Annotated in this window: 12 protein-coding genes; 5 read left to right on the top strand and 7 right to left on the bottom strand. The window is 72.4% G+C overall.

The features are described 5' to 3' along the window. Positions 1-75 precede the first annotated feature (75 nt). The 5 genes from ABD224_RS07340 (at position 76) to ABD224_RS07320 (ending at position 8,312) form a co-directional block, all read left to right on the top strand. Positions 76-3,315, top strand: a complete 3,240-nt coding sequence (locus ABD224_RS07340) for a S41 family peptidase (RefSeq protein ID WP_344048127.1) — start codon at positions 76-78, stop codon at positions 3,313-3,315. A gap of 114 nt (positions 3,316-3,429) precedes the next feature. Next, positions 3,430-3,783 carry a histidine triad nucleotide-binding protein gene (locus ABD224_RS07335; protein ID WP_344048125.1) on the top strand — a complete coding sequence of 118 codons (354 nt, stop codon included), beginning with the start codon at positions 3,430-3,432 and terminating at the stop codon, positions 3,781-3,783. Positions 3,784-3,806: 23 nt separating this feature from the next. Beyond that, positions 3,807-4,715, top strand: a complete 909-nt coding sequence (locus ABD224_RS07330; RefSeq protein ID WP_344048123.1) for a ribonuclease Z — start codon at positions 3,807-3,809, stop codon at positions 4,713-4,715. Positions 4,716-4,990: 275 nt separating this feature from the next. Next, positions 4,991-6,106, top strand: coding sequence for a carbohydrate kinase family protein (locus ABD224_RS07325; protein WP_344048299.1), 1,116 nt, complete (start codon positions 4,991-4,993; stop codon positions 6,104-6,106). Between the two features lie 175 nt (positions 6,107-6,281). Continuing rightward, positions 6,282-8,312 (top strand): glycoside hydrolase family 31 protein, encoded by a 2,031-nt coding sequence (locus ABD224_RS07320; RefSeq protein WP_344048297.1) that lies wholly within the window; start codon positions 6,282-6,284, stop codon positions 8,310-8,312. A 63-nt stretch (positions 8,313-8,375) separates the two neighbouring features. On the opposite strand, the gene era is transcribed toward ABD224_RS07320, so the two are convergent. From era to ABD224_RS07285, 7 genes are all read right to left on the bottom strand, one after another. After that, on the bottom strand, positions 8,376-9,329 hold the full coding sequence (era, locus tag ABD224_RS07315; protein ID WP_344048121.1) for a GTPase Era: 954 nt from the start codon (positions 9,327-9,329) through the stop codon (positions 8,376-8,378). 43 nt (positions 9,330-9,372) lie between these two features. Next, complete coding sequence (locus ABD224_RS07310; protein ID WP_344048119.1) at positions 9,373-9,735, bottom strand: cytidine deaminase; 363 nt, start codon at positions 9,733-9,735, stop codon at positions 9,373-9,375. Between the two features lie 38 nt (positions 9,736-9,773). Next, entirely contained in the window at positions 9,774-11,096 is a 1,323-nt protein-coding gene (locus ABD224_RS07305) for a hemolysin family protein (RefSeq protein WP_344048117.1), read from the bottom strand. A 7-nt stretch (positions 11,097-11,103) separates the two neighbouring features. Then, positions 11,104-11,601 (bottom strand): rRNA maturation RNase YbeY, encoded by a 498-nt coding sequence (gene ybeY, locus ABD224_RS07300; RefSeq protein ID WP_344048115.1) that lies wholly within the window; start codon positions 11,599-11,601, stop codon positions 11,104-11,106. 12 nt (positions 11,602-11,613) lie between these two features. Further along, complete coding sequence (locus tag ABD224_RS07295; RefSeq protein ID WP_344048112.1) at positions 11,614-12,693, bottom strand: PhoH family protein; 1,080 nt, start codon at positions 12,691-12,693, stop codon at positions 11,614-11,616. A gap of 152 nt (positions 12,694-12,845) precedes the next feature. Next, positions 12,846-14,219 carry a GH1 family beta-glucosidase gene (locus tag ABD224_RS07290; protein ID WP_344048110.1) on the bottom strand — a complete coding sequence of 458 codons (1,374 nt, stop codon included), beginning with the start codon at positions 14,217-14,219 and terminating at the stop codon, positions 12,846-12,848. 53 nt (positions 14,220-14,272) lie between these two features. Then, entirely contained in the window at positions 14,273-14,539 is a 267-nt protein-coding gene (locus ABD224_RS07285) for a protealysin inhibitor emfourin (protein ID WP_344048108.1), read from the bottom strand. Position 14,540 lies beyond the last annotated feature (1 nt).

Genomic DNA, 14,540 nt, shown 5'->3' with positions numbered 1-14,540 from the left:
AGACGGTGTGACATGCGGGAGTGAATGCGCCTTCGCCCTCTGTCGGCGGACGCCGCCGCTGCGTAGGGTGATCGAGTGACTCAGTCCGTATCGTCTTCGTCTGCGTATCTTCGGTTCCCGCATCCGCACGGCGAGTTGGTCGCCTTCACCGCCGAGGACGACGTGTGGCTCGCACCGCTGGAGGGCGGCAGGGCCTGGCGGGTCAGCGCCGACAACGTGCCCGTGAACCACCCCCGCATCTCGCCCGACGGCACCACCGTCGCCTGGACCTCCACCCGTGACGGCGCCCCCGAGGTGTACATCGCCCCCGTCGACGGCGGCCCCGCCAGGCGCCTGACCCACTGGGGCAGTTGGAGGACCCAGGTGCTCGGCTGGACCCCGGACGGGAAGGTCCTCGTGATCAGCGCCCACGGCCAGGCGAGCCTGCGCCGCACCTGGGCCCACGCCGTCCCGCTCGACGGCGGACCGGCCACCACCCTGCCGTACGGGCCGGTCGGCGGTGTCGCCCACGGCCCGCACACCGTGCTGCTGTCCGCGACGATGGGCCGCGAGGCGGCCTGGTGGAAGCGGTACCGGGGCGGCACGGCGGGCAAGCTGTGGATCGACCGCGAAGGTGACGGCGAGTTCGTACGGCTGCACGAAGAACTGGACGGCAACCTGGAGTACCCGCTGTGGGTCGGGGAGCGGATCGCGTTCCTGTCCGACCACGAGGGCACCGGTGCCCTGTACTCCTCCCTCGCGGACGGCTCCGACCTGCGCCGTCACACCCCGCTCGGAAACCCCTCGGGCCCGGACGGAGCCGGGAGCGCAGGAGGCTTCTACGCCCGGCACGCCGCCACCGACGGCAGCCGGGTCGTCTACTCCAGCGCCGGTGAGCTGTGGCTGCTCGAGGACCTCGACGGCGCCGAGCCGCGCCGGATCGACATCCGGCTCGGCGGCCCCCGCACCAACCTGCGGCCCCGCCCGGTCAACGCCTCCCGCTGGTTCGGCTCCGCCTCTCCCGACCACACCGCGCGCGGCAGCGCCGTCTCGGTGCGCGGTGCCGTCCACTGGATCACCCACCGCTCCGGTCCCGCCCGGGCGCTCGCCGCCGAACCCGGGGTGCGGAACCGGCTGCCGCGCACCTTCCGCGCCGACGGGGAGGAGTGGGTGGTGTGGGTGACGGACGCGGAGGGCGAGGACGCCCTGGAGTTCGCGCCCGCCACCGGCCTCGCCCCCGGCGCCACCCCGCGCCGGCTGGGCGCCGGGCAGCTCGGCCGGGTCCTGGAACTCGCCGTGTCCCCCGACGGCGCCCGGGTGGCCGTCGCCTCGCACGACGGGCGGCTGCTGCTCGTCGAACGAGAGACCGGCGAGGTCCGGGAGGTCGACCGCAGCGAGCACGGGGACGTCGACGGGCTCGCCTTCTCGCCCGACTCCGCCTGGCTCGTCTGGTCGCACCCCGGGCCGCGTCCGCTCAGCCAGCTGCGCCTGGCCAACACCACCGACCTGTCGGTCACCGACGCGACCCCGCTGCGCTTCCGCGACTACGCCCCCGCCTTCACCCTCGACGGCAAGCACCTCGTCTTCCTCTCCCAGCGCTCCTTCGACCCCGTCTACGACGAGCACGTCTTCGACCTGGCCTTCGTCGACGGCACCCGTCCGTATCTGATCCCCCTGGCCGCGACCACGCCCTCCCCGTTCGGCCCGCAGCGGCACGGCCGGCCCTTCGAGGCCCCCGACAAGGAGGAGACCCCCGACAGCGAGGGCGCCCCGACGACCCGCATCGACATCGAAGGGCTCGCCGACCGCATCGTGCCCTTCCCGGTCGAGGCCGCCCGCTACTCCAACCTGCGCACGGCCAAGGACGGCGTGCTCTGGCTCAGGCACCCGGTGCGCGGCGTCCTCGGCGCCTCCCGCGCCACGGACGACGACCCCGACCCCAAGACCGAGCTGGAGCGCTACGACCTCGCCCAGCAGCGTCTCGAGCAGCTGGCCTCGGACGCCGACCACTTCGAGGTCAGCGGCGACGGCAAGCGCGTGCTGCTGTGGACCGACGGCAAACTCAAGGTCGTCCCCAGCGACCGGCGCGCCTCCGGCGACGAGGACAGCGACTCCCACGTCACCGTCGACCTCGGCCGGATCCGGCAGACCGTCGAACCGGCCGCCGAGTGGCGGCAGATGTACGAGGAGACCGGCCGCATCATGCGGGACCACTTCTGGCGGCCCGACATGGGCGGCGTCGACTGGGACGGCGTCCTCGAGCGCTACCGGCCCGTCCTGGACCGCATCGCCACCCATGACGACCTGGTCGACCTGCTGTGGGAGGTGCACGGCGAGCTCGGCACCTCGCACGCCTATGTCGTCCCCGGCGGCGGCCACGGCCGCGGACCCCGGCAGGGACTGCTCGGCGCGGACATCTCCCGGCACGAGGACGGCAGCTGGCGCATCGACCGGATCCTGCCCTCGGAGACCTCCGACCCGGACGCGCGCAGCCCGCTCGCCGCGCCCGGCGTCGCGGTGCGCGCCGGGGACGCGATCGTCGCCGTCGGAGGCCGGCCGGTCGACCCGGTGACCGGCCCCGGCCCGCTGCTGGTCGGTACGGCGGGCAAACCGGTGGAGCTCACCGTCTCGCCCGCCGGCGGCGGCGATCTGCGGCACGCGGTCGTGATCCCCATCGCCGACGAGGAACCCCTGCGCTACCACGCGTGGGTCGCCGACCGCCGGGCCTACGTCCACGAGAAGTCCGGCGGCCGGCTCGGCTATCTCCACGTGCCGGACATGCAGGCCCCCGGCTGGGCGCAGATCCACCGCGACCTGCGGGTCGAGGTGGCCCGCGAGGGCCTGGTCGTGGACGTCCGCGAGAACCGCGGCGGCCACACCTCCCAGCTCGTGGTGGAGAAGCTGGCCCGGCGGATCGTCGGCTGGGACCTGCCGCGCGGCATGAAGCCGGACAGCTACCCGCTGGACGCGCCCCGGGGCCCGGTCGTCGCCGTCGCCAACGAGTTCTCCGGCTCCGACGGCGACATCGTCAACGCGGCGATCAAGGCGCTGGGCATCGGGCCGGTCGTGGGCACGCGCACCTGGGGCGGCGTCATCGGCATCGACAGCCGCTACCACCTGGTCGACGGCACCCTGATCACCCAGCCGAAGTACGCGTTCTGGCTGGAGGGATACGAGTGGGGCGTGGAGAACCACGGGGTGGAGCCGGACGTGGAGGTCGTCCAGCGCCCGCAGGACTACGCGGCGGGAAGGGACGTCCAGCTGGACGCGGCCATCCGCATCGCGCTGGAGGCCCTGGAGAGGACACCCGCGAAGACCCCGCCGGAGCTGCCGTGACCGCGGCCGCCCCGTGAGCGCGCGCCGGCGCACCCCCCACCGGACCGTGCGGGGGGTGCGCCGGCGCCGGTGGCTACCATGGCCCCCGTACTCGATCGACTCAGGAGGCATCGCATGGCTGGGGAACCCCAGGACGACTGCCTGTTCTGCAAGATCGTCGCGGGTCAGGTCCCCGCGACGGTCGTCCGCGAGACGGACACCACCGTCGCCTTCCGCGACATCAACCCCCAGGCGCCCACCCATGTTCTGGTGATCCCCAAGGCGCACTACAAGGACGCCGCCGCCCTGGCCGCCGCCGCCCCGGACCTCGCCGCGGACGTCCTGCGCGAGACGCAGGCGGTCGCCGACGAGGAAAAGCTGGAGAGCTACCGCATCGTGTTCAACACGGGCTCCGGCGCCGGCCAGACCGTCTGGCACGCCCACGCCCATGTCCTCGGCGGCCGCGGCCTCCAGTGGCCCCCCGGATGAGCCGCGTCGGGTGAAGCCACGTCATGTCCGTCCGTGAACTGGTCGTCCTCGGCACCGCCAGCCAGGTCCCGACCCGGCACCGCAACCACAACGGCTATCTGCTGCGCTGGGACGGCGAGGGCATCCTGTTCGACCCCGGCGAGGGCACCCAGCGGCAGATGCTGCGCGCCGGGGTCGCCGCGCACGACCTGAACCGGATCTGCGTCACCCACTTCCACGGCGATCACTGTCTCGGCCTGGCCGGGGTGATCCAGCGCATCAACCTCGACCGGGTGCCGCACGAGGTCACCGCGCACTACCCGCGCTCGGGCCGGCACTTCTTCGACCGTCTGCGGTACGCCACCGCCTACCGCGAGACGGTCCGGCTCACCGAGGTCCCGGTCGACGCCGACGGGGTCCTCGCGACGACACCGGCGTACACCCTCGAGGCCCGCCGGCTCTCCCACCCGGTGGAGTCCTACGGCTACCGGCTCGTCGAGCCCGACGGGCGCCGGATGCTGCCCGACCGGCTCGCCGCGCACGGCATCAAGGGCCCGGACGTGGGCCGTCTGCAGCGGGAGGGCTCCCTGAACGGGGTCACGCTGGAGGCGGTGAGCGAGGTGCGGCGCGGACAGCGGTTCGCGTTCGTCATGGACACCCGGCTGTGCGACGGGGTGCACGCGCTCGCCGAGGACTGCGACCTGCTCGTCATCGAGTCGACCTTCCTCGACGAGGACAGGCAACTGGCCGCCGAATACGGCCATCTGACGGCGGGTCAGGCGGCACGTGCGGCCCGGGACGCCGGGGTGCGGCACCTCGTCCTCACCCACTTCAGCCAGCGTTACAACGGCGCCGGGGAGGAGTTCGAGCGGCAGGCGCGGGCGGCCGGCTTCGACGGGGAGCTGACCGTGGCCCGGGACCTGCAGCGGATACCGGTGCCCAAACGCCGCTGACCGGGGCCGGACGACGCTTCGGTGCCCCGGCCCGAGGCCGGACCGCGCCGCCCGGCCGAGGGCACCCCGGGGCCCGGGCCGGGCGGCGTGCCGCCGGGCACGGCCGGTGCTGTGCCGTGCCGGTGTCGTGCCGGTGGCGTGCGTCCCCGCGCCGGGCGGTGTCGACACGCCACCGGTGCTCTGGTGCACACTGGCCGGACCCGCACCATGTCAGGGAGCACGCCGTGACCCCGTCCAGCACGATCGCCGGAGAGTACCCGGAGGACCGGGAGTACATCCTCGGAACAGCGCACGCCCACTCCCAGGTCGACCCGCTGGCCCGGCTGCGCACGAGCGACGACCCGCCCTGGGACGTCTATCTGACGGGCACCGTCTTCCTCGACATCATCTTCACCGGGCTCGACTCCGCCCCGGTGCGCGGCACCGAGTCCTGGGCGCGCGGCATGGGGTCGAGCCCCGGCGGTGTGGCCAACATGGCGACCGCACTGGCCCGTCTGGGCCTCAAGACCTCCCTGGCGGCGGCGTTCGGCGACGACCACTACGGCGACTACTGCTGGGACGCCCTCGAGCGGGGCGAGGGCATCGATCTGTCCGCGTCCCGCACCGTGCCCGGCTGGCACTCCCCGGTCACCGTCTCCATGGCGTACGAGGGCGAGCGCACGATGGTCTCGCACGGCCACGAGCCGCCCCCGGAGGAGGTGTTCCCCCAGGAGGGCGCCCCGGCCTGCCGGCCCCGTGCGCGTGCCGCCGTGGCCTCCCTCACCCCCGGCCGGTCCGCCCCCTGGATCGCCCAGGCCGCGGCCGAGGGCACCCGTGTCTTCGGGGACGTCGGCTGGGACGAGACCGGCGCCTGGGACCTGGCGAGCCTGGTCGACCTGAAGCACTGCGAGGCGTTCCTGCCCAACGCCGAGGAGGCGATGCGCTACACGGGCACCGACTGCCCGCGCACCGCCGCGCACGCGCTCACCGAGTACGTGCCGCTCGCGGTGGTCACCCTGGGCGCGGAGGGCGCCTACGCGGTCGACCGGCGCACGGGGGAGACCGCCGAGGTGCCCGCCATCGCCGTGGAGGCGCTGGACCCGACCGGCGCGGGCGACGTGTTCGTGGCCGGTTTCGTCACCGGCACCCTGGCCGGCTGGCCCCTGGCCGACCGCCTGGCCTTCGCCGGCCTCACCGCCGCGCTGTCCGTCCAGGAGTTCGGCGGCTCGCTGTCGGCCCCCGGATGGGCCGAGATCGCCGCCTGGTGGCGCCGGGTGCAGTCCGTCGAGGGCCAGGACCCGGCGGCGCTGCGGCGGTACGCCTTCCTGGACGACCTGGTGCCGGAGGAGGGCGTCGAGCCGTGGCCGCGCCGCAGGGCCGTACCGACGATCGGGTTCCGCAGGCCGGCATGAAGGCATCGACGGACGATTTCTGACGTTTTATCAGGAGTGCGATCGAGCACGATGGGGCAAGCAGTCTCCTGACTCCCTCCGTCGAAGGACATGCGTCGTGCGCAGACCGACTCGCCGCCCCGGAGTGCTCCTCGCCGTCCTCGGCCTCAGTCTGGCCCTTCCCGTGGCGCTGACCATGCCGGATCCGGCACAGGCACGGGCACGGGCCGAGGCGTCCCCCGCCCCGCGAGGCCCCCGGCTCACCCCCTCCGCGGACGCGCTCACCCTGACCGTCCCGTCGGAAGGCACCGCTCCCGGTTACACACTTCGAGTGATGACCGGTCAGCTGTCGCTGATGACCAGCCGTTCGGGCGGCACGGTCCTGGCCACCGCCGGCGAGGACACCGGCGGTGCGCTGCGCTTCCGTGCCGCCGGCGCCTGGCAGCACGCCACCCGTGTCACCGGCTGGGACTGGAGGAACGGTGTCCTGACCCTCACCGCCGCCACGACGCTGCCCGGTGCGACGGTACGGGCCCGCATCACCCCCTCCGCCGACCGCTACGGGCTCGACTGGCGGGTGGAGGGAGCGGTCCCCGAGCGTCTCGAACTGGCCTGTGACCTGAAGTCCGCCGGCCACTGGTACGGCCACGGCGAGACCCAGACCCCGAACGGCGGCCCCGCCACCGACCAGCCCTGGCCGCTGGACGACGGACAGGTCGTCCACCCGGCCTTCGGCCCGGCCTCGTACTACATGATCGACCCCTTCTGGTACACGTCCTCGGCGGCCGGCCTGCACGTGGACACCGGACAGGTGATGAACGTGGCGATCAACCAGGGCGGGGACGGCCTGGGCCGCTTCGGCATCGAGTCCGCACAGCCGTACCGGGCGACGGTCTTCGTGGAGTCCACGCCCCTGGAGGTCTACCGCGACTACATCGGCATCGTGGGCAGACCGGCGAAGAGCGACGCGACGTACCGCCAGTACGCGGAGCCGGTGTGGAACTCCTGGGCCCAGTTCTACACCCACGTCGACCAGGCCAGGCTCCTCGACTACGCCCAGGACCTCCACGACCACGGCCTCACCGGCCACGCGCTCCAGCTCGACGACAAGTGGGAGTCCGCCTACGGGAACCTGACCTTCGACCCGAAGGCCTATCCCGACCCCAGGGCGATGTCACGCCGGATCCACGAACTGGGCTTCGACTTCGGCCTCTGGGTGACCCTGTGGATCAACCTGGACTCCGACCAGTACCAGTACGCCGCCGACCGCGGCTATCTGCTGGCGGACGCCGCCGACCCCGCACGGCCCTGCCGGGTCACCTGGTGGAACGGCACCGCCGGCATCGTCGACCTCGCCAACCCGGAGGCGGCGGCCTGGTACAAGGCCCGGCTCAGAACCCTGATGAGCACCTACGGCATCGACGGCCTGAAGTTCGACACCCGCTTCTTCGACGAGCGCTGCGCCCCGCGCGCGGGCCACACCCCCACCGACTACCAGCGCCTGGGCGCCCGGCTCGCCGACGAGTTCGACCTCCAGGGCGTCGGCATCCGCGTCCACTGGGACACCGCCGCCCACCGGGCCGGATTCGTCACCCGGCAGCTGGACAAGGGCACCGGCTGGGACTCCCTGCGGGCCTCCGTCACCCAGAACCTCGCCATCTCCACGATCGGCTACCCCTTCGTCGCCACCGACATGATCGGCGGCTCCAGCGTCCAGCCCGCCCCCACGAAGGAGGTGCTGGTCCGCTGGGCCCAGTCCGCGTCCCTGATGCCGCTGATGTACGCCTCCACGTCCCCCGTGGACACCACCGACATCACAACCGGCAAGAAGGTGGTCTACGACAAGCAGACCAGCGCCCTCTACCGCGAGGCCGTCGCCCGCCACACCCGGCTGGCCCCGTACATCTGGGACCAGGTCCAGCACACCCTGAGAACCGGCGACCCGATCATGCGCCCGCTGTTCTTCGACTTCCCGGACCACGAGCAGGCGTACACGACCGCCGACGCCTGGATGCTGGGCCCCGCGGTCCTGGCGGCCCCGCAACTGGCGGACGCCCCCACCCGCTCCGTTCACCTTCCCCCGGGCACCTGGTACGACGTGACCCACGGCCGGACCCTCCAGGGCCCCCGGACCATCCGCTCCTATGCCACGCCCCTGGAGGTGACCCCGGTCTTCGTCAGGCTCGGGGCCGAGGGAGCCGACAAGGCCCTGGAGGCCCTGCGCTGAGACGGGCCGGGCCCCGGGGGGAGGAGCCCCCGGGGCCCGGCGAGGTGCGTCGGAAGAGGCGTGTCAGAAGCCGAGGCGGCGCAGCTGCTTGGGATCGCGCTGCCAGTCCTTCGCGACCTTCACATGCAGGTCCAGGAACACCGGCGTCCCCAGCAGCGCCTCGATCTGCCGGCGGGACTTGATCCCCACTTCCTTCAGCCGCCTGCCCTTGGGCCCGATGATGATGCCCTTCTGGCTCGGCCGCTCGATGAAGACGTTCGCGTGGATGTCCAGCAGCGGCTTGTCGGCCGGCCGGCCCTCCCGCGGCAGCATCTCCTCCACCACCACCGCGATCGAGTGCGGCAGCTCGTCCCGCACCCCCTCCAGCGCCGCCTCCCGGATCAGCTCGGCCACCATCACCTGCTCCGGCTCATCCGTCAGGTCGCCCTCGGGATACAGCGCCGGACCCTCCGGCAGCAGCGGGATCAGCAGGTCGGCCAGCAGGTCCACCTGCTTGTTCGCCACCGCCGACACCGGCACGATCTCCGCCCAGTCGATCCCCAGTTCCTTGCCCAGCCGGTCGACCGCGATCAGCTGCTCGGCCAGCGCCTCGGGGGTCACCAGGTCCGTCTTCGTGACGATCGCGACCTTGGGCGTCCGCTTGATCCCGGCCAGCTCCTTGGCGATGAACCGGTCACCGGGCCCGATCTTCTGGTCGGCCGGCAGACAGAACCCGATCACGTCGACCTCGGCCCACGTGGTCCGCACCACGTCGTTCAGCCGTTGCCCCAGCAGCGTGCGCGGCTTGTGCAGCCCCGGGGTGTCCACCAGGATCAGCTGGGCGTCGGGCCGGTGCACGATGCCCCGCACGGTGTGGCGCGTCGTCTGCGGCCGGTTCGAGGTGATCGCCACCTTCTGCCCGACCAGAGCGTTCATGAGAGTGGACTTGCCCGCGTTGGGGCGGCCCACGAAACAGGAGAAGCCGGCCCGGTGGACAGCCTCGGCGGGCCGTGCGGATGACTGGGTACGAACGCTCATGGCGCCCATTCTCCCTGATCCACGACCCCCCGTTGCACGTGCACTACGCATCCGCCCCCGCGGGCAGGGTCAGCCGCACCTGCCCGTCCGGCCCCGCCAGCAGCACCGGCGTGTCCGCTCCGCCCAGGTCCCGTACGGCCGCCCGGTCCTCGGGAGCGATCCCGTCCGCCTCGCTGACCACCGCCGCCGCCTCCAGCGAGGCCGCCCCGGACGCCACGGCCATGGCCACCGCCGTCCGCAGGGCGCTGAGCCTCAGCGAGGGGAGGTCCACCGACCCCGCGACATAGGTGCGCCCCGTCTCGTCCCGTACGGCCGCGCCCTCCGGCACACCGTTGCGGGCCCGGGCCGAGCGGGCCAGGGTGATGATCTTGCGGTCCTCGGGGTCAAGCGCGTTGCTCTCGGTCATGAGCCGAGCATACGGAGCCGTGTCACCGGGCCGGTCCCTCAGCCCGCCTTCTTCTCCTCCGGCTCCTCCTCGGCCTCGGCGGACTCCTCCGGGGCCACCAGCTCCACCAGCACCGTCGCGATCTTGTTCCGGCGGCCGGCCGCCGCCTCCGCCGTCAGCCGCAGCTCCCGGCCGTCCGGCACCACGACGACCGCCGACGCCTCCGCGATGGGCACCCGGCCCAGCGCCTTGGCGAGCAGCCCGCCGACGGTCTCCACGTCCTCGTCGTCGTACTCCTCCAGCCCGTACAGCTCGCCCAGGTCGGTGATGTCCAGACGCGCGGTGACGCGGTAACGGCCGTCGCCCAGCTTCTCCACCGGCGGCAGCTCGCGGTCGTACTCGTCGGTGATCTCGCCGACGATCTCCTCGAGGATGTCCTCGATGGTGACGACACCGGCCGTGCCGCCGTACTCGTCGACGACCACCGCGACGTGGTTGCGCTCCTTCTGCATCTCGCGCAGCAGGTCACCGGCGTTCTTGGTGTCCGGCACGAACACGGCCGGGCGCATCGCCGTCGACACCAGCTCGTTCTCCGCGTCCCGGCTGATGTGCGTCTTGCGGACCAGGTCCTTCAGATACACGATCCCGACGATGTCGTCCTCGCTCTCGCCGGTGACCGGGATGCGGGAGAAGCCGGAGCGCAGGGCCAGGGTGAGGGCCTGGCGGATCGTCTTGTACCGCTCGATCACCACCAGGTCGGTGCGCGGCACCATCACCTCGCGCACCAGCGTGTCCCCGAGGTCGAAGACCGAGTGCACCATGCGGCGCTCCTCGGCCTCGATCAGCGACTCCCGCTCCGCCAGGTCGACCATCGCCCGCAGCTCCGCCTCGGAGGCGAACGGGCCGCGGCGGAAGCCCTTGCCCGGGGTGAGCGCGTTGCCGATGAGGATCAGCAGCGAGGGGAGCGGGCCCAGCACACGGGCCAGCGGCACCAGGACGTACGCCGCCACGGTCGCCGTGTGCAGCGGGTGCTGGCGGCCGATGGTGCGCGGGGAGACCCCGACGGCGACATAGGAGACCAGCACCATGACCGCGATGGCGACCACCAGGGCCTGGGCCGTGCCCGGGAACGCCTCCAGGCACGCATAGGTGATCAGTGCCGCCGCCGCCATCTCGCAGGCCACGCGGATCAGCAGGGCCAGGTTCAGGTACAGGGTCGCGTCCGCGGCGACCTGGGCCAGCCTGGCGCCGCCCCGGCGGCCGGACTTCACGGCCTCCTCGGCACGGAAGCTGGTCACGAGCGGCAGGGCCGCCTCCGCGCAGGCGGCGAGCCAGGCGACGACCACCAGGGCGACCGCGCCGAGAACGATCTGAGGGCTCATGGGCGGCTTACGAGACGGTGGGTGCCGGGGACGGCCCGGGCAGGCCCCGCTCCGCGCGCCAGCCGTCCACGATCGCGGCCTGCAGACCGAACATCTCGGCCTTCTCGCCGGGCTCCTCGTGGTCGTAGCCGAGCAGGTGCAGCACCCCGTGGACGGTGAGGAGCTGGAGCTCCTCGTCCATGGAGTGCCGGGTCGGGGCCTCGGCGGCCTGCTTCGCGGCGACCTCGGGGCACAGCACGATGTCGCCGAGCAGGCCCTGCGGGGGCTCGTCGCCGTCCTTGGACGGCGGCCTCAGCTCGTCCATCGGAAAGGACATGACATCCGTGGGTCCCGGCAGGTCCATCCACTGGACGTGCAGCTGCTCCATGGCATCGGCGTCCACGAGGATCACCGAGAGCTCGGAGAGCGGGTGGATGCGCATCCGCGTGAGCGTGTAGCGGGCGATGTCGAGGATCGCCCGCTCGTCGACCTCGGTTCCCGACTCGTTGTTGACGTCGATCGACATGGTGGTGCTGGTCTACTTCCCCTGGTGCTTGTGCCCGGCGGTTTTGCCGCGACCGGCGGGCCGGGGCGCGCCGTTCTCGGTGCCGTGCTTGCTGTCGTACCTCTCGTACGCGTCGACGATACGGCCCACCAGCTTGTGCCGTACCACGTCGTGCGACGACAGACGGGAGAAGTGGACGTCCTCGACCCCCTCCAGGATCTCCTGCACCTGCCGCAGCCCGGACGTCTGCCCGTCGGGCAGGTCCACCTGGGTCACATCACCCGTGATCACGATCTTCGAGTCGAAGCCGAGCCGGGTGAGGAACATCTTCATCTGCTCGGGGCTGGTGTTCTGGGCCTCGTCCAGGATGATGAACGCGTCGTTGAGCGTCCGTCCGCGCATGTACGCCAGCGGCGCCACCTCGATGGTCCCGGCCGCCATCAGCCGCGGGATCGAGTCCGGGTCGATCATGTCGTGCAGCGCGTCGTACAGCGGGCGCAGATACGGGTCGATCTTCTCGTAGAGCGTGCCGGGCAAAAAGCCCAGCCGCTCGCCGGCCTCGACCGCCGGGCGGGTCAGGATGATGCGGTTGACCTGCTTGGACTGCAGGGCCTGCACCGCCTTGGCCATGGCCAGATAGGTCTTGCCGGTGCCGGCGGGGCCGATGCCGAAGACGACCGTGTGCTTGTCGATCGCGTCGACGTACCGCTTCTGGTTGAGCGTCTTGGGACGGATGGTGCGGCCGCGCGAGGACAGGATGTTCTGCGTCAGGACCTGGGCCGGGGTCTCATGGCCGTCGCTCTCGCCGTTCTCGCTCGCCTTGAGCATGGCGATCGAGCGTTCCACCGCATCCTCCGTCATCGGCTGCCCGGTGCGCAGCACCAGCATCATCTCGTCGAACACACGTTGGATCAGAGCGACGTCCGCGGGATCGCCGACCGCGCTGATCTCATTGCCCCGGACATGGATGTCGGCCTCCGGGAAGGCCTTCTCGATCACGCGCAGAAGGGAGTCGCCGGATCCCAGCACGGTCACCATGGGGTGCTGGGCGGGGACGGTGATCTGTGCTCTCGCCTGCCCCTGCGCGGGGGTGTGTGCGGGTGTCTGAGTCATGGGCCGGCGCTGAAGGCCTGCTGTTCCTCCTCGTCACGGCCGCGCCACTGACCGCGGCCTCGCGCTTCCCAGGGTACGACGGGACGGCCGCGACGCCGTAGGGCTTTTCGGCGCTCCGAGGCGGGCTCACCCCCGTGCCGCGCCGCCGTGTCTCACCGTCCCGCGGCGTCGCCGCGCGGACGGATCCCGGCCCCGTCCCGGCTTCTCTGGGCCCTCAGCACCTGCCGGAACCAGGCGTAGGAGGCCTTGGGCGTCCTGGTCAGCGTGTCGTGGTCCACGTGCACCAGCCCGAACCGGCGTGCGTAGCCCTCCGCCCACTCGAAGTTGTCCAGCAGCGACCAGACGAAGTAGCCGCGCACCTTCACACCCGCCTCGATGGCCCGGTGCAGGGCCCGGAGGTGGGCGTCCAGATAGGTGATGCGGTCCTGGTCGTCCAGGCCCTCGCCGGAGCAGCCGTTCTCGGTGATGACGACGGGCGGGAGGCGGTCGCCGTAGCGGTCGCGGAAACCGGTGAGCAGTTCCGTCAGTCCCTCGGGCACCACGGGCCAGCCGGAGTCCGTCAGCGGACGGCCCTCGATCTTTCTGAGGGAGAAGGGGAGCCCGGCGGGCAGGGGCACACCGCCGAACGCGGTCCCGGTGCCCTGCGGGGCGCCCACCCTGGCGGGGGCGTAGTAGTTGACGCCGTAGAAGTCGACCGGCTCGGCGATGACCCTCAGATCGGCCTCCACGTCCCTCGTCCCGTCCGACAGCAGGTCGCCGACGGGCTGGGGGTAGGCGCCCAGCAGCACCGGCTCCGCGAACATCCGGTTCAGCAGGACGTCGTAGAGGTCCGCCGCCTCCACGTCCGCCCGGTCGCCGGACGCCGGCCAGACCGGGCCGTGGGAGTTGGCGATGCCGATGTCCGTGGCCCCGGCCGCGCGCAGCGCCTGCACCGCCAGGCCGTGGGCGAGCAGCTGGTGGTGGGCGGCCGGCAGCGCGTCGAACAGCAGCCGCTTCCCCGGCGCGTGCACCCCCAGGGCGTGTCCCAGCAGGGTGTGCTCGGCGGGCTCGTTGAGCGTGATCCACTGCTGTGTGCGGTCGCCCAGGCGTGCGGCGACCACCGACACGTACTCGGCGAACCGCGCGGCCGTGTCCCGCTCCAGCCAGTCCAGCGTCGCCGGCAGGTCCCAGTGGAAGAGGGTCGGGACCGGGCGGATGCCCGCCGCGCACAGGTCGTCGACCAGGCGGTCGTAGAAGTCGAGGCCGCCGGGGACGTTCACCCGCGGCCAGGAGACCGAGAAGCGGTAGGCGTTCACCCCGAGGCCGGCCAGCAGCGCCACGTCCTCGCGGTGGCGGTGGTAGTGGTCGCAGGCCACCGCCGCCGTCGAGCCGTCCCTCACCCGTCCGGGCTCGGCCGTGAACACGTCCCACACGGACGGCTCTCGCTCCTTCACCGCCCCCTCGATCTGGTGGGCCGAGGTCGACACGCCCCACAGGAAGCCGGCCGGGAACGGAGGCATCGGGTTCGTCACCATGCGCCGGATCATCCTTACCGCCGGTAATGGACGTCAATCCCCGGGCGCCGGCCAGGGGCCAAGGGTCACGCGCCTTCCTTGAGCACACGGGAGATGAGCTCCCGCTGCTCCCCGGTCAGCCGGGGATCGGCCGCGTACACCGTGCGGCCGTCCACCGTGATCTCATAGCTGAACCCGTCGGGCACCCCGGCCGGCGGTGCGGCCCGGCCGGCGGCCAGTGCCCGCTCGGCCAGGTCCCGCAGCTCCTGGGCGTCGGGCCGCCCCGAGGTGTCGACCTCGGCGTGGCGCTCGATGCCCGCGAACCCTCCTGTACGCCTCACTCGAATCCGCATG

The sequence above is a fragment of the Streptomyces thermoalcalitolerans genome, assembly GCF_039525155.1.
In the GTDB taxonomy this organism is placed as follows: domain Bacteria; phylum Actinomycetota; class Actinomycetes; order Streptomycetales; family Streptomycetaceae; genus Streptomyces; species Streptomyces thermovulgaris.
This window is presented reverse-complemented; position numbering and strand designations above follow the sequence as displayed.

What these genes read in the sequence shown, in the direction of transcription:
- ABD224_RS07320 (WP_344048297.1), top strand. Translation starts at nt 6,282, where the DNA reads ATGCCGGATCCGGCACAGGCACGGGCACGGGCCGAGGCGTCCCCCGCC.
- ABD224_RS07310 (WP_344048119.1), bottom strand. Translation starts at nt 9,735, where the DNA reads ATGACCGAGAGCAACGCGCTTGACCCCGAGGACCGCAAGATCATCACC.
- ABD224_RS07295 (WP_344048112.1), bottom strand. Translation starts at nt 12,693, where the DNA reads ATGACTCAGACACCCGCACACACCCCCGCGCAGGGGCAGGCGAGAGCA.
- ABD224_RS07305 (WP_344048117.1), bottom strand. Translation starts at nt 11,096, where the DNA reads ATGAGCCCTCAGATCGTTCTCGGCGCGGTCGCCCTGGTGGTCGTCGCC.
- ybeY (WP_344048115.1), bottom strand. Translation starts at nt 11,601, where the DNA reads ATGTCGATCGACGTCAACAACGAGTCGGGAACCGAGGTCGACGAGCGG.
- ABD224_RS07330 (WP_344048123.1), top strand. Translation starts at nt 3,807, where the DNA reads ATGTCCGTCCGTGAACTGGTCGTCCTCGGCACCGCCAGCCAGGTCCCG.
- ABD224_RS07285 (WP_344048108.1), bottom strand. Translation starts at nt 14,539, where the DNA reads ATGCGGATTCGAGTGAGGCGTACAGGAGGGTTCGCGGGCATCGAGCGC.
- ABD224_RS07290 (WP_344048110.1), bottom strand. Translation starts at nt 14,219, where the DNA reads ATGATCCGGCGCATGGTGACGAACCCGATGCCTCCGTTCCCGGCCGGC.
- era (WP_344048121.1), bottom strand. Translation starts at nt 9,329, where the DNA reads ATGAGCGTTCGTACCCAGTCATCCGCACGGCCCGCCGAGGCTGTCCAC.
- ABD224_RS07335 (WP_344048125.1), top strand. Translation starts at nt 3,430, where the DNA reads ATGGCTGGGGAACCCCAGGACGACTGCCTGTTCTGCAAGATCGTCGCG.